Origin of the sequence: Clostridium saccharoperbutylacetonicum N1-4(HMT), from assembly GCF_000340885.1 — a bacterium.
GTDB lineage: Bacteria > Bacillota > Clostridia > Clostridiales > Clostridiaceae > Clostridium > Clostridium saccharoperbutylacetonicum.
In genome coordinates this window covers 3,657,933-3,675,773 of the sequence record NC_020291.1, presented here as the reverse complement: position 1 = coordinate 3,675,773, position 17,841 = coordinate 3,657,933, and the positions used below count along the sequence as shown (strand labels likewise).

16 protein-coding genes are annotated in these 17,841 nt (G+C 27.5%); 12 read left to right on the top strand and 4 right to left on the bottom strand.

Features of this window, described 5'->3' with window-relative positions; translation table 11 throughout:
- The first annotated feature begins 64 nt into the window (after positions 1-64).
- From hisC to CSPA_RS16315, 10 genes are all read left to right on the top strand, one after another.
- Positions 65-1,123 (top strand): histidinol-phosphate transaminase, encoded by a 1,059-nt coding sequence (gene hisC, locus CSPA_RS16355; protein WP_015393452.1) that lies wholly within the window; start codon positions 65-67, stop codon positions 1,121-1,123.
- A 307-nt stretch (positions 1,124-1,430) separates the two neighbouring features.
- Positions 1,431-1,604, top strand: a complete 174-nt coding sequence (locus CSPA_RS29205) for a TMEM165/GDT1 family protein (protein WP_015393451.1) — start codon at positions 1,431-1,433, stop codon at positions 1,602-1,604.
- On the top strand, positions 1,605-1,856 hold the full coding sequence (locus CSPA_RS16350; RefSeq protein WP_015393450.1) for a hypothetical protein: 252 nt from the start codon (positions 1,605-1,607) through the stop codon (positions 1,854-1,856). It begins immediately after the preceding gene.
- A 169-nt stretch (positions 1,857-2,025) separates the two neighbouring features.
- A complete protein-coding gene (locus CSPA_RS16345) occupies positions 2,026-3,069 on the top strand; it encodes a M42 family metallopeptidase (protein WP_015393449.1) in 1,044 nt (347 codons plus the stop codon).
- Between the two features lie 96 nt (positions 3,070-3,165).
- The gene (locus CSPA_RS16340) at positions 3,166-3,345 is read left to right on the top strand and encodes a hypothetical protein (RefSeq protein ID WP_015393448.1); all 180 of its coding nucleotides are present in this window, start codon (positions 3,166-3,168) and stop codon (positions 3,343-3,345) included.
- Positions 3,346-3,492: 147 nt separating this feature from the next.
- Complete coding sequence (locus CSPA_RS16335) at positions 3,493-4,965, top strand: leucine-rich repeat domain-containing protein (RefSeq protein ID WP_015393447.1); 1,473 nt, start codon at positions 3,493-3,495, stop codon at positions 4,963-4,965.
- Between the two features lie 189 nt (positions 4,966-5,154).
- Positions 5,155-6,087 carry a GTP-binding protein gene (locus tag CSPA_RS16330; RefSeq protein ID WP_015393446.1) on the top strand — a complete coding sequence of 311 codons (933 nt, stop codon included), beginning with the start codon at positions 5,155-5,157 and terminating at the stop codon, positions 6,085-6,087.
- A 52-nt stretch (positions 6,088-6,139) separates the two neighbouring features.
- Entirely contained in the window at positions 6,140-6,772 is a 633-nt protein-coding gene (locus CSPA_RS16325) for a GTP-binding protein (protein ID WP_015393445.1), read from the top strand.
- Positions 6,773-6,801: 29 nt separating this feature from the next.
- Positions 6,802-7,797 carry a permease gene (locus CSPA_RS16320; RefSeq protein WP_015393444.1) on the top strand — a complete coding sequence of 332 codons (996 nt, stop codon included), beginning with the start codon at positions 6,802-6,804 and terminating at the stop codon, positions 7,795-7,797.
- 37 nt (positions 7,798-7,834) lie between these two features.
- Positions 7,835-8,602: a TIGR03943 family putative permease subunit gene (locus CSPA_RS16315; RefSeq protein ID WP_015393443.1), complete on the top strand. Its 768-nt coding sequence runs from the start codon at positions 7,835-7,837 to the stop codon at positions 8,600-8,602.
- Positions 8,603-8,714: 112 nt separating this feature from the next.
- On the opposite strand, the gene CSPA_RS16310 is transcribed toward CSPA_RS16315, so the two are convergent.
- Positions 8,715-10,484, bottom strand: coding sequence for an ABC transporter ATP-binding protein (locus CSPA_RS16310; protein WP_015393442.1), 1,770 nt, complete (start codon positions 10,482-10,484; stop codon positions 8,715-8,717).
- 1 nt (position 10,485) lies between these two features.
- On the bottom strand, positions 10,486-12,219 hold the full coding sequence (locus tag CSPA_RS16305) for an ABC transporter ATP-binding protein (RefSeq protein ID WP_015393441.1): 1,734 nt from the start codon (positions 12,217-12,219) through the stop codon (positions 10,486-10,488).
- 604 nt (positions 12,220-12,823) lie between these two features.
- Between CSPA_RS16305 and CSPA_RS16300 the strand changes: the two genes are divergently transcribed.
- A complete protein-coding gene (locus CSPA_RS16300) occupies positions 12,824-13,069 on the top strand; it encodes a hypothetical protein (protein ID WP_015393439.1) in 246 nt (81 codons plus the stop codon).
- Positions 13,070-13,172: 103 nt separating this feature from the next.
- Here CSPA_RS16300 and CSPA_RS16295 read toward each other — a convergent pair whose 3' ends face one another.
- Both CSPA_RS16295 and CSPA_RS16290 read right to left on the bottom strand, forming a co-directional pair.
- Entirely contained in the window at positions 13,173-14,102 is a 930-nt protein-coding gene (locus tag CSPA_RS16295) for a DMT family transporter (protein ID WP_015393438.1), read from the bottom strand.
- A gap of 644 nt (positions 14,103-14,746) precedes the next feature.
- Entirely contained in the window at positions 14,747-15,970 is a 1,224-nt protein-coding gene (locus CSPA_RS16290; RefSeq protein WP_015393437.1) for a DEAD/DEAH box helicase, read from the bottom strand.
- Between the two features lie 356 nt (positions 15,971-16,326).
- On the opposite strand from CSPA_RS16290, the gene CSPA_RS16285 reads away from it, so the two are divergent.
- A complete protein-coding gene (locus tag CSPA_RS16285; RefSeq protein ID WP_015393436.1) occupies positions 16,327-17,769 on the top strand; it encodes a DEAD/DEAH box helicase in 1,443 nt (480 codons plus the stop codon).
- Positions 17,770-17,841 lie beyond the last annotated feature (72 nt).

The following is a 17,841-nucleotide window of genomic DNA, read 5'->3' as shown; positions in this document are numbered from 1 at the left end:
TTGCACACAAAGGTATGTTAAGGTATAATGTACTTAAATGTAAAACATACTAGGGGGCAATTAAATGAGTAAATTTTGGAATGACAAGGTAAAAGAAATAGAGCCTTATGTGCCTGGGGAGCAGCCTAAGGACAAAAAGTACATAAAATTGAATACTAATGAAAATCCATATCCACCAGCAGATAATGTAATTGAGGCTATGAAAAATGCTGTAAATGATGATTTGAAGCTTTATCCAGATCCAACTTGCAGTGAACTTATAGAGGAAATTGCAAAATATTATAGTTTAAATAAAGATGAAGTCTTTATTGGTAATGGTTCGGATGAGATTTTAGCATTTTCATTTATGACTTTTTTTTCAAAGGAAAAACAAATTTTATTTCCTGATATAAGCTATACATTTTATAAGGTATATGCTGAGCTTTTTAATTTAGATTATAAGTTGGTAAAATTAGATGATAATTATAATATACCATTGGAAGAATTAAAATTTTCGAATGGAGGAATAATAATCCCTAATCCAAATGCACCAACAGGTAAATACATTGATATTGAACAGTTGAGAGTCTTAATTGAAACAAATAAGGACAGTGTAGTTATTATTGATGAAGCTTATATAGATTTTGGTGGCGAGTCTATGGTGAAATTCATTAAAGAATATGATAATCTTTTAGTTATTCAAACCTTATCGAAATCACGTTCATTAGCAGGACTTAGAGTAGGTTTTGCTTTAGGACATAGAGATTTAATAGAAGGTTTAAATAGGATAAAAAATAGTATAAATTCATACACTATAGATAGAGTTGCTCTAGCAGGTGCAAAAGTAGCTATAAAGGAACAGGAATATTTTAAAGAAATAACAAAGAAAATAATAAATACAAGAGAAAGAACCGTTAAGGATTTAGAGGCTTTAGGTTTCCTTATTTTAGAGTCTAAAGCAAATTTTGTTTTTGTGCAGCATAATAAAGTGTCAGGGAAATATCTTTATGAGACATTAAAAGACAATGGAATATTAGTTAGATATTTTAATAAAGATAGAATAGATAATTTTTTAAGAATAACCATAGGAACTGATTTTGAGATGAATGCTTTAATTGAAAAGTTAAAATTAATATTAAATTAATCATAATTTAGAGATTCGTATTGTATGTGAATAATTTATGTTATTATGGACAATATTGAAAATTAATGACAAGTTGTTAAAAGGGAGTAACTGCCTGTATTGGTGATAAAGTCAACATACTGACCTATTGGTCTGACTTTATCGTGGCTTATTTTAGTCAAGTGAGACTTTTAATGCAATGGTTTTATCAGTGTACTTAAACTTTTTAGTATAATTTTTTATGCTAGAAAGTTTTGCTAGAGATAAGACATATTGTGTTAGAGGTCTTTTTTTATTTACATACTAAATATAATTAGGGGGAAAAGAAATGACGGAATTTATTAAAGCATTATTATTTGTAGTGGTGGCAGAGATGGGCGATAAGACTCAACTTATGACAATAGCAATGTCTGCAGAAAGCCACAATCCTTTATTCATATTAATGGGGACAACTGTAGGGATGCTGATTGCAGATGGTATAGGTATACTAGGTGGTGCATAGATGTGTAGACATATTCCAGAAAAGTATATTAAGTGGGGAGCAGGAATTATATTCATGATATTTGGAACAATTACTATTTATGAGTCAGTTGCTGTAATTTCTAACAATGCAATTTATATAGTTTTGTATTTAATAATACTTGGTGTGCTTATTTATTTATTTGGAGTAAAATTTGCATATACTGAGCAAACTTGTAATATTATTTTAGATAATAAGGAAGAAGTAATAGAAAAAGTTAACGATATTGTATAGATATATTATACTGACATAATATTGATTCATCTAATATTATATTTTCAATACTAAAAGTGTTACTTTATCTATACAAATATTATGAGGATTAAGCTAACATTTGAATAAGATAGGATATTTATGATAATATTATAAATGAAAATAACATAATATACTTTTGGAGGTAGATATGAGTAATAATATAAGTGTTAATAAGGAATTAGTCTTAAAAACAGCAAAAGAAATATTAGAATTTGATAGTCCTACAGGGTTTTGTTTTGAAATAATAAATAAAATAGAAGAAATGATAAAAGGTTATGGATATAAATTCGAGAGAACTAACAAAGGGTGTGGGATTATTACTATTGAAGGAAATAGTAATGACAAGACAGTTGGACTTTGTGCGCATGTAGATACATTAGGGGCTATGGTTAGATCTATAACAGCTAATGGAACTATAAAGTTTACAATATTAGGTGGGCCGATAGTACCAACTTTAGATAGTGAGTATTGTAAAATAAGAACAAGAGATGGAAAACTTTATACAGGAACATTTTTAAGCACTAGTCCAGCAGCTCATGTATTTGAAGATAGTAAAACTAAAGTAAGAGATGAAAAAAACATGGAAATTAGAATTGATGAAGTGGTAAAAAATAAAGAGGATGTCTTAGCGTTAGGAATTGCTCCAGGAGATTTTATATTTATCGAACCAAAGACAACAATCACTGAAAGTGGGTTTGTAAAATCTAGATTTATCGATGATAAAGGCAGTGTAGCAGCTATAATAGCTTTGTTAGAATTAATGAATAGAGAAAAAATTAAGCCTACGTTCACTACAAAAATAATAATTTCAATATATGAAGAAGTTGGACATGGATCTGCATATATACCAAATGATATTACTGAATTAATAGCAGTCGATATGGGGTGCATAGGTGATGATTTATCTTGTACAGAATATCAAGTTAGTATTTGTCCAAAGGATTCAAGTGGACCTTATGATTATGAAATGACTACAGAATTAATAAATTTAGCAAAAGAAAACAATATAGATTATGCTGTCGATATTTATCCAATGTATGGGTCTGATGTAAGTGCTGCATTAAGAGCAGGAAATGATATAAAAGGGGCACTTATTGGCCCAGGAGTTCATGCTTCACATGGTATGGAGAGAACACATTATAAAGCATTAGAGAACACAATCAAACTTCTGCATTTATACTTAACAAAATAGTAATTAGACAGAATTAAAAAAATAATTCATATAATTTACATAATGTGATATAATTATAAGGAAAGTATAAAATTGCAATTAAGGAGGAGAGAGTTTATGATGTCTGGGGTAGGAGCAGGATTTGGAATTATACTTGTATTGATTTATTTAGTAATATTTGGTGTATCTATTTATTCGCTAGTTTTATTTATCAAACTAGCTAGAAGAGGTATAAAAGCTCTTGATATATTTATAGATGAAAAATCTAAAAATCGATCATCTAATGATATATACTAAATCAGTTAAATAAAATGATAAAGAGGACTCTAGGAATAGAGTCCTCTTAGTATTAAATTTCGAAATTAATGTTTTTTTAGCATAATTTGAGATTTTATAAATATAGTGCTATAATATATGAGGGAAAAAATTAAGGGAGACGATTAAATGCGACATAATAAGGTGAAAAAATTAGTAGTATTAGCAGTATTTTTATGTATTTGCAGCTCGCCAGCTGTGACTTATGCAAAAGATACAAGAATTAATGGGGAGATATCAGAGCAAATTAGTATTAATGTTCATGATAACTGGCTTACTCAAGAGGTGGCTAAGCAATTAAATAAAAAGGTTGATGATCTTACAAATCAAGATTTTTTAAGCATAAAGAAACTCGACTTAAAATCTGTGAAGATTGAAACTGAAATACCAGATGAAATGAAATTATTAAAAAATTTAGAGTATTTGAATTTGAATTATTGCCGATTAACTGGACAAGTTCCGGAATATTTGGGAGATTTGCCTAAATTGACTTATTTGGATTTAGGAGACAATAAGTTAACTAAATTACCTGATAACATAGAACAAAAAATTATTAATGGGAAATATACATATAGTGATGTAGAAGGTAATAGATTTAGTCTTGATGAAGGATGGCATTTTCTTAAAGGAAAGTGGTGTTACTTAGATAGAAAAGGACAAAGAATAAAAGGAACTCAGACAATTGATGGTAAGGAATATCAATTTACTGATGATGGAAATGTAAGAGAAGGTTGGGAAACTGATAAAGATAATAATAAATACTATTTTGATAAGATGAATGGACTAGTAAAAAATGATTGGAAATCTATTGATGGAAAATGGTATTATTTTGATGATAAAGGAATAATGCAAAAAGGATTTCAAACAATAAAAAATGTTAAATACTATCTTGATGATAATGGAATAATGGTTACAGGATGGCAAAAAGTTGATAGTAAGTGGTATTATTTTGGTAACATTGGTGCAATGCAATACGGATGGGTAATTTACAATAATAAGAAGTATTATCTTGATCCTAAAACAGGAGTAATGACTATTGGACAAACTACTATTAGTGGAAAAAAATATACTTTTTCTGGCGATGGTTCCTTAATGACAAATGTATGGCTTGATAATTATAATTATATTCAGCCTAATGGTCAAAGTGTAAATACTCTTTATAATTATTCTCATTCAAACACAAATTATCAATTGTTTAAATATATGACTTCACCAGCTAACCAAGCAAGTGTTGATAGTACTGCGATAGATTTGCACGGTGGTGATCTTAAAAATAATTGTGTATATTTTTCATCAGAAGCTCTAAGAAGAATTGGAGTTAATATTCCGAGAGGAACATGTAATACAGTTCAATTTGAAAATATATTAAAAGGAATGGGCTTTGTATATAGCTATGATTTACAACAATTAAAACCAGGAGATCTTGTATTTACAAATGGATATTCTCATGTATTTATATTCATGGGGTGGGATGAAAATGGTTATGCATACATTGTAGATAATCAAGGAATAACTTATGGAGGTACCCTTCATAAGAGATTGATATTTATAGATGGAGCAAATACTGACAGAGCAACACACTTCTTCTATTATCCAAATTAATAGTTTAATAAATATAACATCCATAATTAATAATTATTTATTAATTATGGATGTTTTTTTGTATTTAGAATTCCACCAGTTTACTGGTTATCGTGACTTGAAAAAATTGTATGGAAGTTCAATCATATATATCAAAAACTAATAGTATAAATAAAAATATGAACATAATTAAAGAAAGGGAAAAGAGTAATGAAAGCTAAGATAGATATATTTTCTGGATTTTTAGGTGCTGGAAAAACATTGTTAATAAAGAAATTACTAAGCGAAAAGGCTTATGGAAATAATACAGTAATTATTGAAAATGAATTTGGAGAAGTTGGAATAGATGGACAGATACTTAGAGAATGTAAAATTGATGTAAAAGAAATCAATTCAGGTTGTATTTGTTGTCAAGTATCTGGAAACTTTGGGGATGCAATTATTGAAGTCATAAACCAGTATAATCCAGATAAAGTAATTATAGAGCCTTCAGGAGTAGCAAAGTTAAGTGAAATACTAAATTTGCTAAATGGTTCTAGGTTTCAAAGCATACTTGAAATAAGAAATATATTTACCTTAATAGATGTTAGAAATTATAAAATGTATTTGAAGAACTTTAAAGAATTTTATGAAAATCAAATAAAAAAAGCAAATAAAATTGTTCTAAGTAGGAGCCAAATGCTGGATAGAAAAGCAATTGATGAAATAATCAGTTCATTAAAAACTATTAATTCTGGAGCTGAAATTATATATGATAGTTGGGATAATTTGAAGGCTAAAGATTTTTTAAAGAACAATACTTTACAAAGCGAAATAAAGAGCAATAATAGTACTAACTTTCTTAAACGCGAAATAAATCATTCAGCAAAAGAAATATTTGAGAATTTTCCAATCTATATTAATAAGAATGTTAACATAGAAGAAATTGAAAAAAAGTTTGAAGTGATTTCTAATAATGATATTTATGGGAATATAATAAGGGCAAAAGGAGTAGTAGAAGATTGCAAGGGTATATTTCATCAATTTGATTATGTTCCTAATGAATTCAAAAGCAGGAATATTAAATGGTCTAATGTGAAGGTTTTATCGATTATTGGAAGTCATTTAAATAGAACAGAATTAGAGCAATTATTTAGTAAGTAATGAATAGTAGACCGCTTATTATTAAATCGTAACAAAAAGGGATGGTGGGAAAGTGAAAATACATATTGAACTAGTTACGGGGTTTTTAGGGGCTGGGAAAACTTCATTTATAAATTCTATTTTAAGCGAAAGTATAGTAGAGGGCGAAAGAATTTTAGTTTTACAACTAGAACATGGGAAAAAGGAAATTAAGCTGGCTAACAATAATAATTCATTTATAGTTCATAAGTTGTACGATATAGATGAACTAAAAGAAAAACTCATATCTTTAATAAGACAATATAATCCAAATAGAATAATTGTTGAATATAATGGAACAATAAAATTTAATACTATTCTTGATGTTTTAAATGAAAAAGTCTATAAAGAATGTTGCAAAATTACTACTGTATTTTTTGTAGCTGATGGTATTACTCTGAAACAATTTATTGATAATTTGGGAAGTTTTATAGTTCCTTTTATACAGAATGCAAATATGATAGTTGTTAATAATACAGATTACTGTAGAAAAGAATTACTAGATCAAAATATTAATAAAATTAGAAATATAAATCCTAGAGCATATATATTAAAAGTGAATAATAAGTATTCTGTTAAATCTACATTAAAGGAAGCTAAAGTTTTGGATAATGGATATTTAAAGAAATTAAGAATCAAAGTAGTAAATCACTTTAAAACATATTAAAGAAAATTTGGAGGAATTAATATCAGTATATGAAGAATTGTAATAGTAAGATTTTAATATTTCTTTTTATTTGTGCGATTGTATTGCTATTTTGGTTTTATACTAATGACAAAGGTACCTTTCTAAAAGAAATAGGAGACTTTTCAAGTATATTCACAAGCATTTTAATTGAAGCAATTCCTTTTATTATTATAGGAGCATTAGTATCAGCAATAATTCAAACATTTATATCTGAGAAATTTATAGCAAAATTAGTGCCTAATTCTAATACTGTTGGATACTTGGTTGCAGCATTAATTGGATTGATTTTTCCAATCTGTGAGTGTGCCATAGTACCTATTACAAGAAGATTGATTAAAAAAGGGATGCCAGTCGGATTTGGAGTGACGTTTATGCTTGCGGTACCTATAATTAATCCAGTGGTAATAATGTCAACTTATTATGCATTTTACGATAAAATAATTATGGTATTTATTAGAGTTATTGGAGGAATTGTTGGTGCTATTTTAATTGGAATAATTGTAAATGCATTAGAAAATAGTGGACAACCAGTAATCATGGATTTTTTTGAAAGTGAGGCATATTGTAATTGTGGCTGTAATTCATTTGTTGAAAGCCAAAATAAATTCAGAGCTGTTATTGAGCATACTAATAGGGAGTTTTTAGATATTATGGGATATTTAATTTTTGGAGCATTTATCTCAAGTTTATTTCAAATTATAGTACCACATGGGAATATGGACTTTTTATCTAATAATAAAGTATTTGGAATAATTATAATGATGTTACTTGGCTTTTTTTTATCTTTATGTTCTGAGGTTGATGCTTTCGTTGGAAGAAGCTTTTTAAGTAATTACTCATTTTGTGGAGTGGCTGCCTTTTTGATTTTAGGGCCTATGCTTGATTTAAAAAATCTTATTATGCTAATAGGTGCTTTCAAAAAAGGTTTTGTATTTAAATTAACCTTAACTACAGTTAGTATAGTATTTTGTATATCTTTCTTATACATGTTATGTGGATTGTAAGAACAATTATAATTAATCCATGAAGGGAGATATATAAGTGAAAAGATTTAATTTTGATGAATTTTTATGGTTTATAGTTTTATTTTTACTAGACTTATTTTTACTAGATTTAGTGATTACTAATAAAATTAATTTCTACATTGGAAATAATATGACAAAATATATTTATTTTGCTATAACAAGTATAAGCATTATTACAATTTTTCAAGTAAAAAATGTATTAACTCCAAAGAGTGCTATTAATATTAAAATTAAATTACTGCCTATAATTTTAGCTATAATATTGGGAGTGATTTCAATAAGAACCCATCAAACCTTTAAGCACTTTGAGTTAAACAATGAACTTAAAGAAAACAAGATTAGTAATATTGATAAACAATTCCTACTTGAATATGAAATGAAAAATAAAAATATAAATTTAGATAATATTGAAGATAATTCTAAGAAAAATTTTGGGAAGCCCATAATTGTAAATGATAGTAATCCCATGGTTCTTGAAGATATAAGGATGAACCCAGAGAAATATTTAGGAAAAGAATTAGAAGTTGTAGGTTTTGTTTGTAAAGAAGATTATTTAAATAAGAATCAGTGTATAATAGAAAGATTAATTATGAACTGCTGTGCAGCAGATTCAAAAGCTGTTGGAATAATTGGAGAATATGATAAAGTTAATGATTTACATGAAAATGATTATGTTGTTGCAAAAGGGAAGATTAGAATTTCAAAGATACAAGACGATAATAATGTTAGTCATTACATACCAGTAATAGGTATAGAAAAATTAAGAATTAAGAATTCAAAATAAAACTTTACACTATTTGGATAAAAAATAAAATGCTTACTTTTGAAATCTGTGTAAAAAATCACATACTCAAGAAAAAAGTAGTAATTTCTTAGAGCATGTGATTTTCTATTTTTTATGCATCTTGCTTAAGAAAGCTGTATTGAGCAGTATATAACTTGTAATAATAACCATGATTAGCAAGTAGCTCCTCATGAGTACCAGCTTCAACTATTTTTCCATGGGAAAGCACAAAGATTTTATCACAATCCCTTATAGTAGAAAGTCTATGAGCAATTACTATAGAAGTTCGTCCTTCCATAAGTTTTTTTATTCCATCTTGAACTAATATTTCAGTTTGAGTATCAATATTTGCTGTAGCTTCATCTAATATCAATATTCTTGGATCAGAAATAAGAGCTCTTGCAAAGGCTATTAATTGTCTTTGACCAAGAGAAAGTCTTGAACCTCGTTCATTTACATCAGTATCATAACCATTTTCAAGCTTTATTATGAACTCATGAGCGTTAACAGCTTTTGCAGCCTTTACTATTTCTTCATCAGTGGCAGTTAATTTACCATACCTAATATTTTCTTTAATAGTAGTTGAAAATAAAAATGAATCTTGAAGCATAATTCCCATTTGGCTTCTTAAGCTTTCAATTGTAACCTCTTTAATATCAATGCCATCTATTTTAACAGAACCTAAAGTAGGATCATAAAATCTGCTTATTAGATTGGTTATTGTTGTTTTGCCAGCACCAGTTTCACCAACTAATGCAATTTTTTCACCTGGATTTATTTTAAAAGTAGTATTTTTTAGAGCAGCTATTTCAGCATTTGTATATGAAAAAGTAACTTGATCAAATTCAATTTCTCCATTTATTGGTGGAAGGCACTTAACAGAATCTTTATCAACAATGTCACTAGTGGTGTCTAAAATATCAAAAATTCTTTCACCAGCAGACATACTTGTAACAAATGCATTATAAAATGATGATAAATTTATTATAGGTCTCCAAAGCATTTCAATATACATAAAAAATGCCATTAATGTACCTAAACTTAAATTTCCTTGTTTATTAAGTAAATAACCAGAAACTAATAATATAACCATACTTAAGCCACGAAATGCAGTTAAAAATGGCCAAAAGAAATCTTGAGTGAAAACGGCTGTCATAAAGCCTTTTGAATGTTTTCCAATATGGCTATCAAACTTATCCTTAGCATAATATTTTTTACTAAAGCCTTGGATTACCTTCATACCAGAAAGCGATTCATGAGTATATCCAATCAATGAAGAACGATGCTCTCTAAATAGTCTCCATTTTTTGTCTGCTTTAATTTGAATAAAAAGCATAACAAAAAGTAATAATGGCATAGTAATTAGGCAAATTCCTGCAAGCATTGGATTTAGGAAAAGCATTACGCAAATTACTAAAATAATAGTGAATACATTTGGAATTAAATTTACAATACTATTATTTAGCAAATTTTGAAGAGCATTAACATCTCCAACAACTCGAGAAATAATTTTTCCAACAGGACGATTATCAAAAAAATTAAAACTTAAAGTTTGAATATGGGTATATAAACTATGTCTAATATCTACAAGTATTTGATTGGTGATTTTAGACATCGCTATTGTTCTTATACCTGAAAGGATCGTAGAAAATATATTTAAAAGAATTAAACCACCACCAAGTAATAATAGAGCTTGTATATTTTTTTCGGCAACAAAAGTGTCTATGGATAACTTCATTAAATATGGAGTTAGAGTGTTACAAGACATTACAACAAGTAAAAGAAATACAACAAAAGCAACTTTTATTTTATAAGGTCTAACATAAGTTAATAATCTTTTTATTATTTGAATTTTTGATGATTCATGAACTATATCATTCATATTAATTCGCCTCCAATGTCAGGGCTTCAAAATCTTGGAATTGATGAGAATAAACATTAAAGTAATAGCCTTTTGAATTAACTAAGCTGGAATGAGTGCCTTTTTCGATAATTTTACCATCTTTCATGAAGAGTATAATATCAGCATCTTTTACACCAGATATTCTATGAGCAATTATAAAGGTTGTTGTCTTTTTCTTATCATTCTTTAAGTTTTGAAGAACCTTAAATTCTGTTTCCATATCTAGAGCTGAAGTTGAATCATCAAGAATCAAAATAGGTGATTTTCTTATGATAGCTCTTGATATAGCTAGTCTTTGTTTTTGACCTCCAGAGAGACCAAGACCTCTTTCTCCAATTATTGTGTCAAAGCCTTCAGGCATTTCCTTAATAAATGAGTGAGCGGTACTATCTTTAACTGCTTTGATTAATGCACTTTCTGATTTACCACTACCAAAATCAATATTGTTTTTTATGGTATCTGAGAATAGGAAAGTGTCTTGGAATACTACTGACATATTAGCTCTTAAAGTTTCTAAATTCCAGTCTTTAACATTAACATTATCTACTAAAATTTCTCCAGCAGTTACATCGTAATATCTTCCAATTAAAGAAAGTAGAGTACTTTTACCACAACCAGTAGTTCCCATTATTGCAACAGTACTACCATGAGGTATATTTAAATTTATATTGTGGAGAATTTCAATATTATTATAAGAAAAGCTTACATTTTTAAAGACAATATCTCCTTTAACGTCAGTAGGGTTATAACTATCATTTTTTGAAACAATAGCAGATTTTCTATTTAATATATCTGCAATCTTGCTCATAGAAGCTTTATTTTGAGAAAGTAAGTTAATAAATGCACCTAAATTTCTTACACACCACGATAGATTGAAAATATAGCTAGTAAAAGCAACTAGACTTCCAAAACTTAAATTCCCTTGAATACATAGATAACCTCCGTATATAATCATCAAAATTGGAGCAGAATTTGTTAGTAGCTCAATCAAAGGACCATAGGTACCAACAATCTTTGCTTGGTCAACATTTAAATCATAGAATTTTTGGTTTACTTTTAAAAATTTAGATATTTCATATTTCTCACGAGCAAAAGCTTTTACAAGTCTAATTCCAGAAACATCTTGTTGAACTATAGAATTAATTTCAGCGGTTTGATCACTTATTTGTGAATATACATTCCAAAACTTCTTGTCCATAATCATTCCAATATAAGCAACTGGCAACAATACTATCAAACAAATAATTGTTAAAGTTTTGTTAATGCTAAACATAATAGTTACTGATACTGAAAAGAGTATTATTGCTTCGATTAATAATCTTAATCCAAAGGCTAATGTATCCCAAACAACATCAACATCCTCAATAATTCTTGAAAGTAATTCCCCAGTATTATTATTATCGAAGAATGAGAATTCAAAGGATTGAAATTTGGTATATAAATCTTGTCTCAATTTTTTGCAGATGATTAATGCAAATTTATCAAATAAAAATTCATTAATATAAGCAAATAAACCATGAAGTAATGCTATCATTGAAATTATTCCTAAAAAAATAGTTAAATAATCGTGATTATTTCCTAGAATTATATTATCTATAAATATCTTTTGAAAATAGGGATAAGAACTATCTGCACAGATACATATAATCATTGCAAAAAAGGGAATAATAAATAATTTCCACTGCTTTACAATGTAATTTTTGAATAAAGTCATAAAAATTCCTCCTTTATCTATTTATGTACTATTTTTGTCAAATACAATTTAGTCAGTAAACAAATATTATTTTTGGACTGCAGTCACGAATTATTACTTAACTGAAATTGTACCTTTAATGGATTTGACTGTTTAAAATTATTGAGATATCTATATTGATATAGATGAGTTTGAATTAATTAAACGCAAAAAAACACAGCTATTCAGAGCTGTGTTAAACAAACAATATAAAAGTTAAATGCTAAACGTAAAAAATGTATATCAAATAGCATATCTCTTATGAGGTTTCACAGATGAATAATAAAATATATTTGATTTTATAATAGCAGTAAATATTATATTTGTATCCATAGTTAAACCTCCTTATAATTTTATAATTCTAAACATCTTGTTGTTAATATACTATAAATTAAAAAATAATGCAAGAAAAAAATAGAAAAAATTTATAATTAATGTAAAAATTGATTAAATAATTATCCTAAAAATATTATATTATAGAGTATTAGATTAATTCATTTGTTAAAATAATATCTTTTATTGCACACGTGTGCGAAGAGTATTATAATTAGTTTATAAAAAATAAAAAGCAAGGGAGATAATTAAAATGGGTAGAGATAATACAGTAAAATTTGGTACAGTAAATGAAGAAAAAGAGGTGTTTGCAGTATTAAAGGCAAGCGTTGTTAATGGACATGAAGTGGAATCTACATTGTTAGGAATCTATGAAGATGAAAAAGAATTAAAAAAAGATAAAAAGAATTTAGAATTAGATGGTCATAAGACTATTGTAAGAGTAAAAGTAAAAATGGAACCCGTTGAATATATGGGGGATATAGAGAATCTTAAATAGTATATTTTAATTTATAGATTAAGCGAAATTGAAAATTTATTGAGATCAATTAGGCACATTAGGGAGATATATCTGCGCTATCTTCTTAATGTGCCTTGTATGTTTAATAATCATTTTTAGATTTAAATAAATTTTTAGAAAGAAGTAAATTACCTAGCTTGGAACCATTCTCTGAAACATATACACCTAAGAAAATGAATAATGCACCAAGTGCAGAATATAAAGTGATTTTTTCATTTAGGATACAAATAGAAAATAATAATGTAAAGGCTGGAATAAGGTAAATATAATTATTAGTTTTTATTACTCCAAGCTTGTCTACAGTAAAATTCCATACAACATAGCATAAACTAGATGCTATGGCTCCTAAAAATAGAAGATTCATAATAACACTGATATTTTGGATTTTTTTTATATCAAAATTAAATTCTGACGTCCATAAAAAAGGAACCATAGTTATCAAAGCATAAAAGAAAATTTTTCTAGTTAAATATAGATGATTATATTTACTGCCAAACTTTTTAGTTGTTATAGAATAAACTGACCAAGATATTGCTGCGCCTAAGGCAAGCATATCTCCAACTGGATTTAATTTAAGCATAAAGCTACCGTTAAAAATAACTAAAAAAACCCCTGAAATTGCAATAATAAAACCATAGATTAAATTTCTATTTATATGTTCACCTTTAGTAAAAAAATGAGCAAGGAGAGCAGTTATAATTGGTGCAGTGGCAACTATAAGTCCGACATTTGATACTTGTGATATTTTAACAGCTGAATTTTCAGTTAAAAAGTAAAGTGACCCTCCTGTAATACCGCATATCAAAAACATGAACTCCTCTTTTAAAGAATGTATTTTGTGAAATTTAGGATAAATTATAAGCAATAAAATATAAGCAATTATAAATCTATAAAACATAACTTCAAGTGGAGTAAAAATATTTAATAATATTTTACTAAAAATAAAAGTAGTAGACCAAATGAGTACTGTAATTAGTGCTAATAAATTTAAAAGAATTTTATTGTTGTTCATTAAAGTGTCCCCTTTATGTTCTTATTAAAGATATTCAAATCGAAAATTAGACGTATGCAACAATTACCTAAATCAGATACATTTATCTTCCACAGGACTAGTGAAATTTTCGCTGGAAAGTTCTAAATGGCGGCTTGTCGTCATTTCAGGTGTTCCAGATGTAAAATCTGGACAAGCTGAAAATGAAACAAGCCCCCATTAAGAACCATCATCAGCTCAATTTCACATGCCTGCTTCCAGAAAAATGTATCTGATTTCTAGTGTAGTATTACGATTATAATTTCTCAATAATACATATATATTACATTTATAAGTTGAATTATTAATTTGGATATCTATAACTAATATAGTATATGATAACTTATTTTAAAATAAATACTACTAAAAAATAAGTTGATTATTATAGAGAAATATTTAAAATATATACAGTTCAATTATCAATGTTCATTATCAATTGTCATTAGCCACGAAGCTCACAGAGAAAGTTCGAATAGCGAAATGTAAAATTTCGATTCTCACTTTTCCTTTCAGGATTTCTTAATGTGAGATGTAATGCCTTAATTAGAACTTATATAATATGAATAAAAGACTTAATAACAGTATTATCAAGCCTTTTATATAAAACTTTTGATTTAATATAAAATTTATTTATGAAATTTTGATTTGTTAAATTTGTTGTTGTAGGATTTGTTTTCTGAATTATCATTTTTTACTTCAAGGGAATAATTATAGTCTTCAAGAATTCCTCCAAATACTTTTTTTTGTTTAAATTCAACATTGAATTCTCTTTCATATTTTTTTATTATACTTAACTGTTTGATTGTTGTTACACATATAGAAGTACCATGAGCATCTCCTCTAGCAGTTCTTCCAGCTCTATGTAAATATTCATTTAATTTCAAAGGTAAATCTAAGTGAAATACATGAGTTATTCCTTCAACATCTAAACCTCTAGCAGTTACATCTGAAGATACTAGAATTTTAATTTTACCATTTTTAAAACTCTCGATTGCAAGTTTTCTATCTTCTTTTGATATTTTACCAGTCATTGCAAAACAATCTTTACTATGATAATTTAGTTTTACAGTTGTTAATTCAATATCATCATTATCATTAACAAAAATAATTGCTTTCTCGGGCTTAACAGCGACAAGAAGTTTTCTTAGAGTTTCAAATTTATCACGTCTTTCACATACAATAAACATATGCTCAATATTAGGGTTGATCTGTGGTTTATCCTCACCTTTTATAATTAAAGGTTCCTTCATTAAAGTTTTTGCTGTTTCTAAAGTTTCGGCTTTAATTGAGGCAGAAAAAATCATAAGTTGTCTATCTCTCATTGTTGTTTTAATAATGTTTTTAGTGACAAGAGCTCTTTTTGGGTCTAATAAATTATCGGCTTCGTCTATAACAATTGTCTTAATAGTATGAGCAGTTATTTTCTTTTTTTGAATTAGATCTAGAATTCTTCCGGTTGAGCCAACAATAATATGAGGTTTAATATCTTTCAATTTTTTAATTTGATTATTGATATTTACATCTCCAATTATTGATAAAGATGTAACTGGTACATCAGAGTTTTGAGCTAAAAGCTTAATTTGATCTTCAATTTGTATAGCAAGTTCGTGAGTAGGAGCTAAAATTATTCCTTGCATTTCTCTTTTTGTTGTATCTATCTTATGAAATAATGGAATTAGATATGCTAAGGTCTTTCCGCTTCCGGTAAAAGCTTCACCAATTATATCTTTATTTTCAATAGCTGGAATAATTGATGATGATTGAATTGCAGTTGGAACAGTAATTCCTTGTTTTTTTAGTCCTTCTACTATATTTGAATTTAAATTTAAATCGCTAAATGAATTGTTCATTAATTTCTCCTTTTATGTTTAGATTTACTTCACAATGAAAAAATATATTTAAGTTAGAATAGTTAACTAAAATTTGATTAACAGCTTGATTTTTTATCATTGCAAACTAATTATATCTTTATTATATGAATATTGCCAGATAAACTTGTATAATTTGCTTTTAATGCAACTATTAGTTGACAAAATTCTATTTTTAATTGATAGAACTAACAAATTAAATTTGATATGATTGTAAAGATATAAATATAGATATGATTTTTAATGTTTTAAAAATAGATAAGGATGGTATAATAAGAAAGATTATAATTACAAAGGAATAAAAGTGTAAATTATTAGATTAAGGAGAAATTTAAATAATGAAGAATGGGTTTAGCGAGTTTAAAATTGGAGAAGATCTTTTGAAGTCTATTGAAGGACTTGGATATAAAAAGCCATCTGAAGTACAAGAGAAGGTTATACCAGAGGTTCTTTTAAATAAAGATGTCATTGTTAAGTCACAGACAGGAAGTGGAAAAACAGCTGCTTTTGGTATACCTTTATGTGAAAAAATAAATTGGGAAGAAAATATTCCTCAAGTATTGATTTTGACACCAACAAGAGAACTTGCAGTGCAAGTAAGCGATGATATTTCAAATATAGGACGATTCAAAAGAATACGAGCAATTGCTGTTTTTGGTAAGGAGCCAATTTCGGAACAAGAAAGAAAATTAAAGCAAAAAACACATATAGTAGTTGGAACTCCAGGTAGAATTTTAGATCACATAGATAGAGGAAGTCTTGATACTACAAAAATAAAGTATTTTGTTATTGATGAGGCTGATGAAATGCTAAATATGGGCTTTATAGGGCAGGTTGAAGGCGTTATTAGAAGAATTCCAAAGAAGAGAGTAACAATGCTATTCTCAGCAACAATCCCAGAAGAAATAAAAGCTTTATGTGAAAGACATATGGATAGGCCCATAGATATCAGTATTAAGAGTCAAAAGTTAATTACAGATAATATTGAACATAGGTTATATTATGTTCAGTATGATAAGAAGTTAGAGGCATTAAATAATATATTAATATGTGAAAAACCTGAGACAGCTGTAATTTTTGCAAAGACAAAAGAAAATGTTGACATGGTTTTTGAATATTTGAAATCTAAAGGATATTCAAGTAATAAGATTCATGGAGGCCTTATGCAAAAAGAGAGGCTTGAGGTTATGGAAAAGTTTAGGCGTGGAGAATTTAGGTTATTAGTAGCAACGGATTTGGCATCAAGAGGAATAGATATTGAAGGAATTACGCATGTAATAAACTACGATTTACCAGTTGAAAAAGAAGCTTATGTACATAGAATCGGGCGAAGTGGTCGTGCGGGTGCTAAAGGAAAGGCTATTAGTTTTTGCGCTAATGAAGGAAATAATTTATTAATGGATATTGAAGCATACATAGGATTTAATATACCCGTATATAATCAATTGGATGAAAAAGAAATCGAAGAAAATAAAGAGGTTTCTATTAAACTTTTAAAAAGTAAACCTAAAGCAAAGAAAGAAAAGAGTAAAGTTATTAATTCAGATATAACAAAAATATATTTAAATGGAGGAAAGAAAAAGAAAATCAGACCTGGGGACATTGTTGGAGCTATCTGTAATATAGAGGGTTTAAGTGCAGATGATATTGGAATTATTGATGTACAGGATTCTGTATCTTATGTAGATATTTTAAATGGAAAAGGCAAAAAAGTTATAGAACAATTAAAAACTATGACAATTAAGGGTAAAAAGATTAATGTTGATAAAGCAAAAAAGTAACTAATTAATGGTTACAATGTTATGTTATTGATATATAATGTATTAGAAAGTAAATTATAAAAAAATATGAAA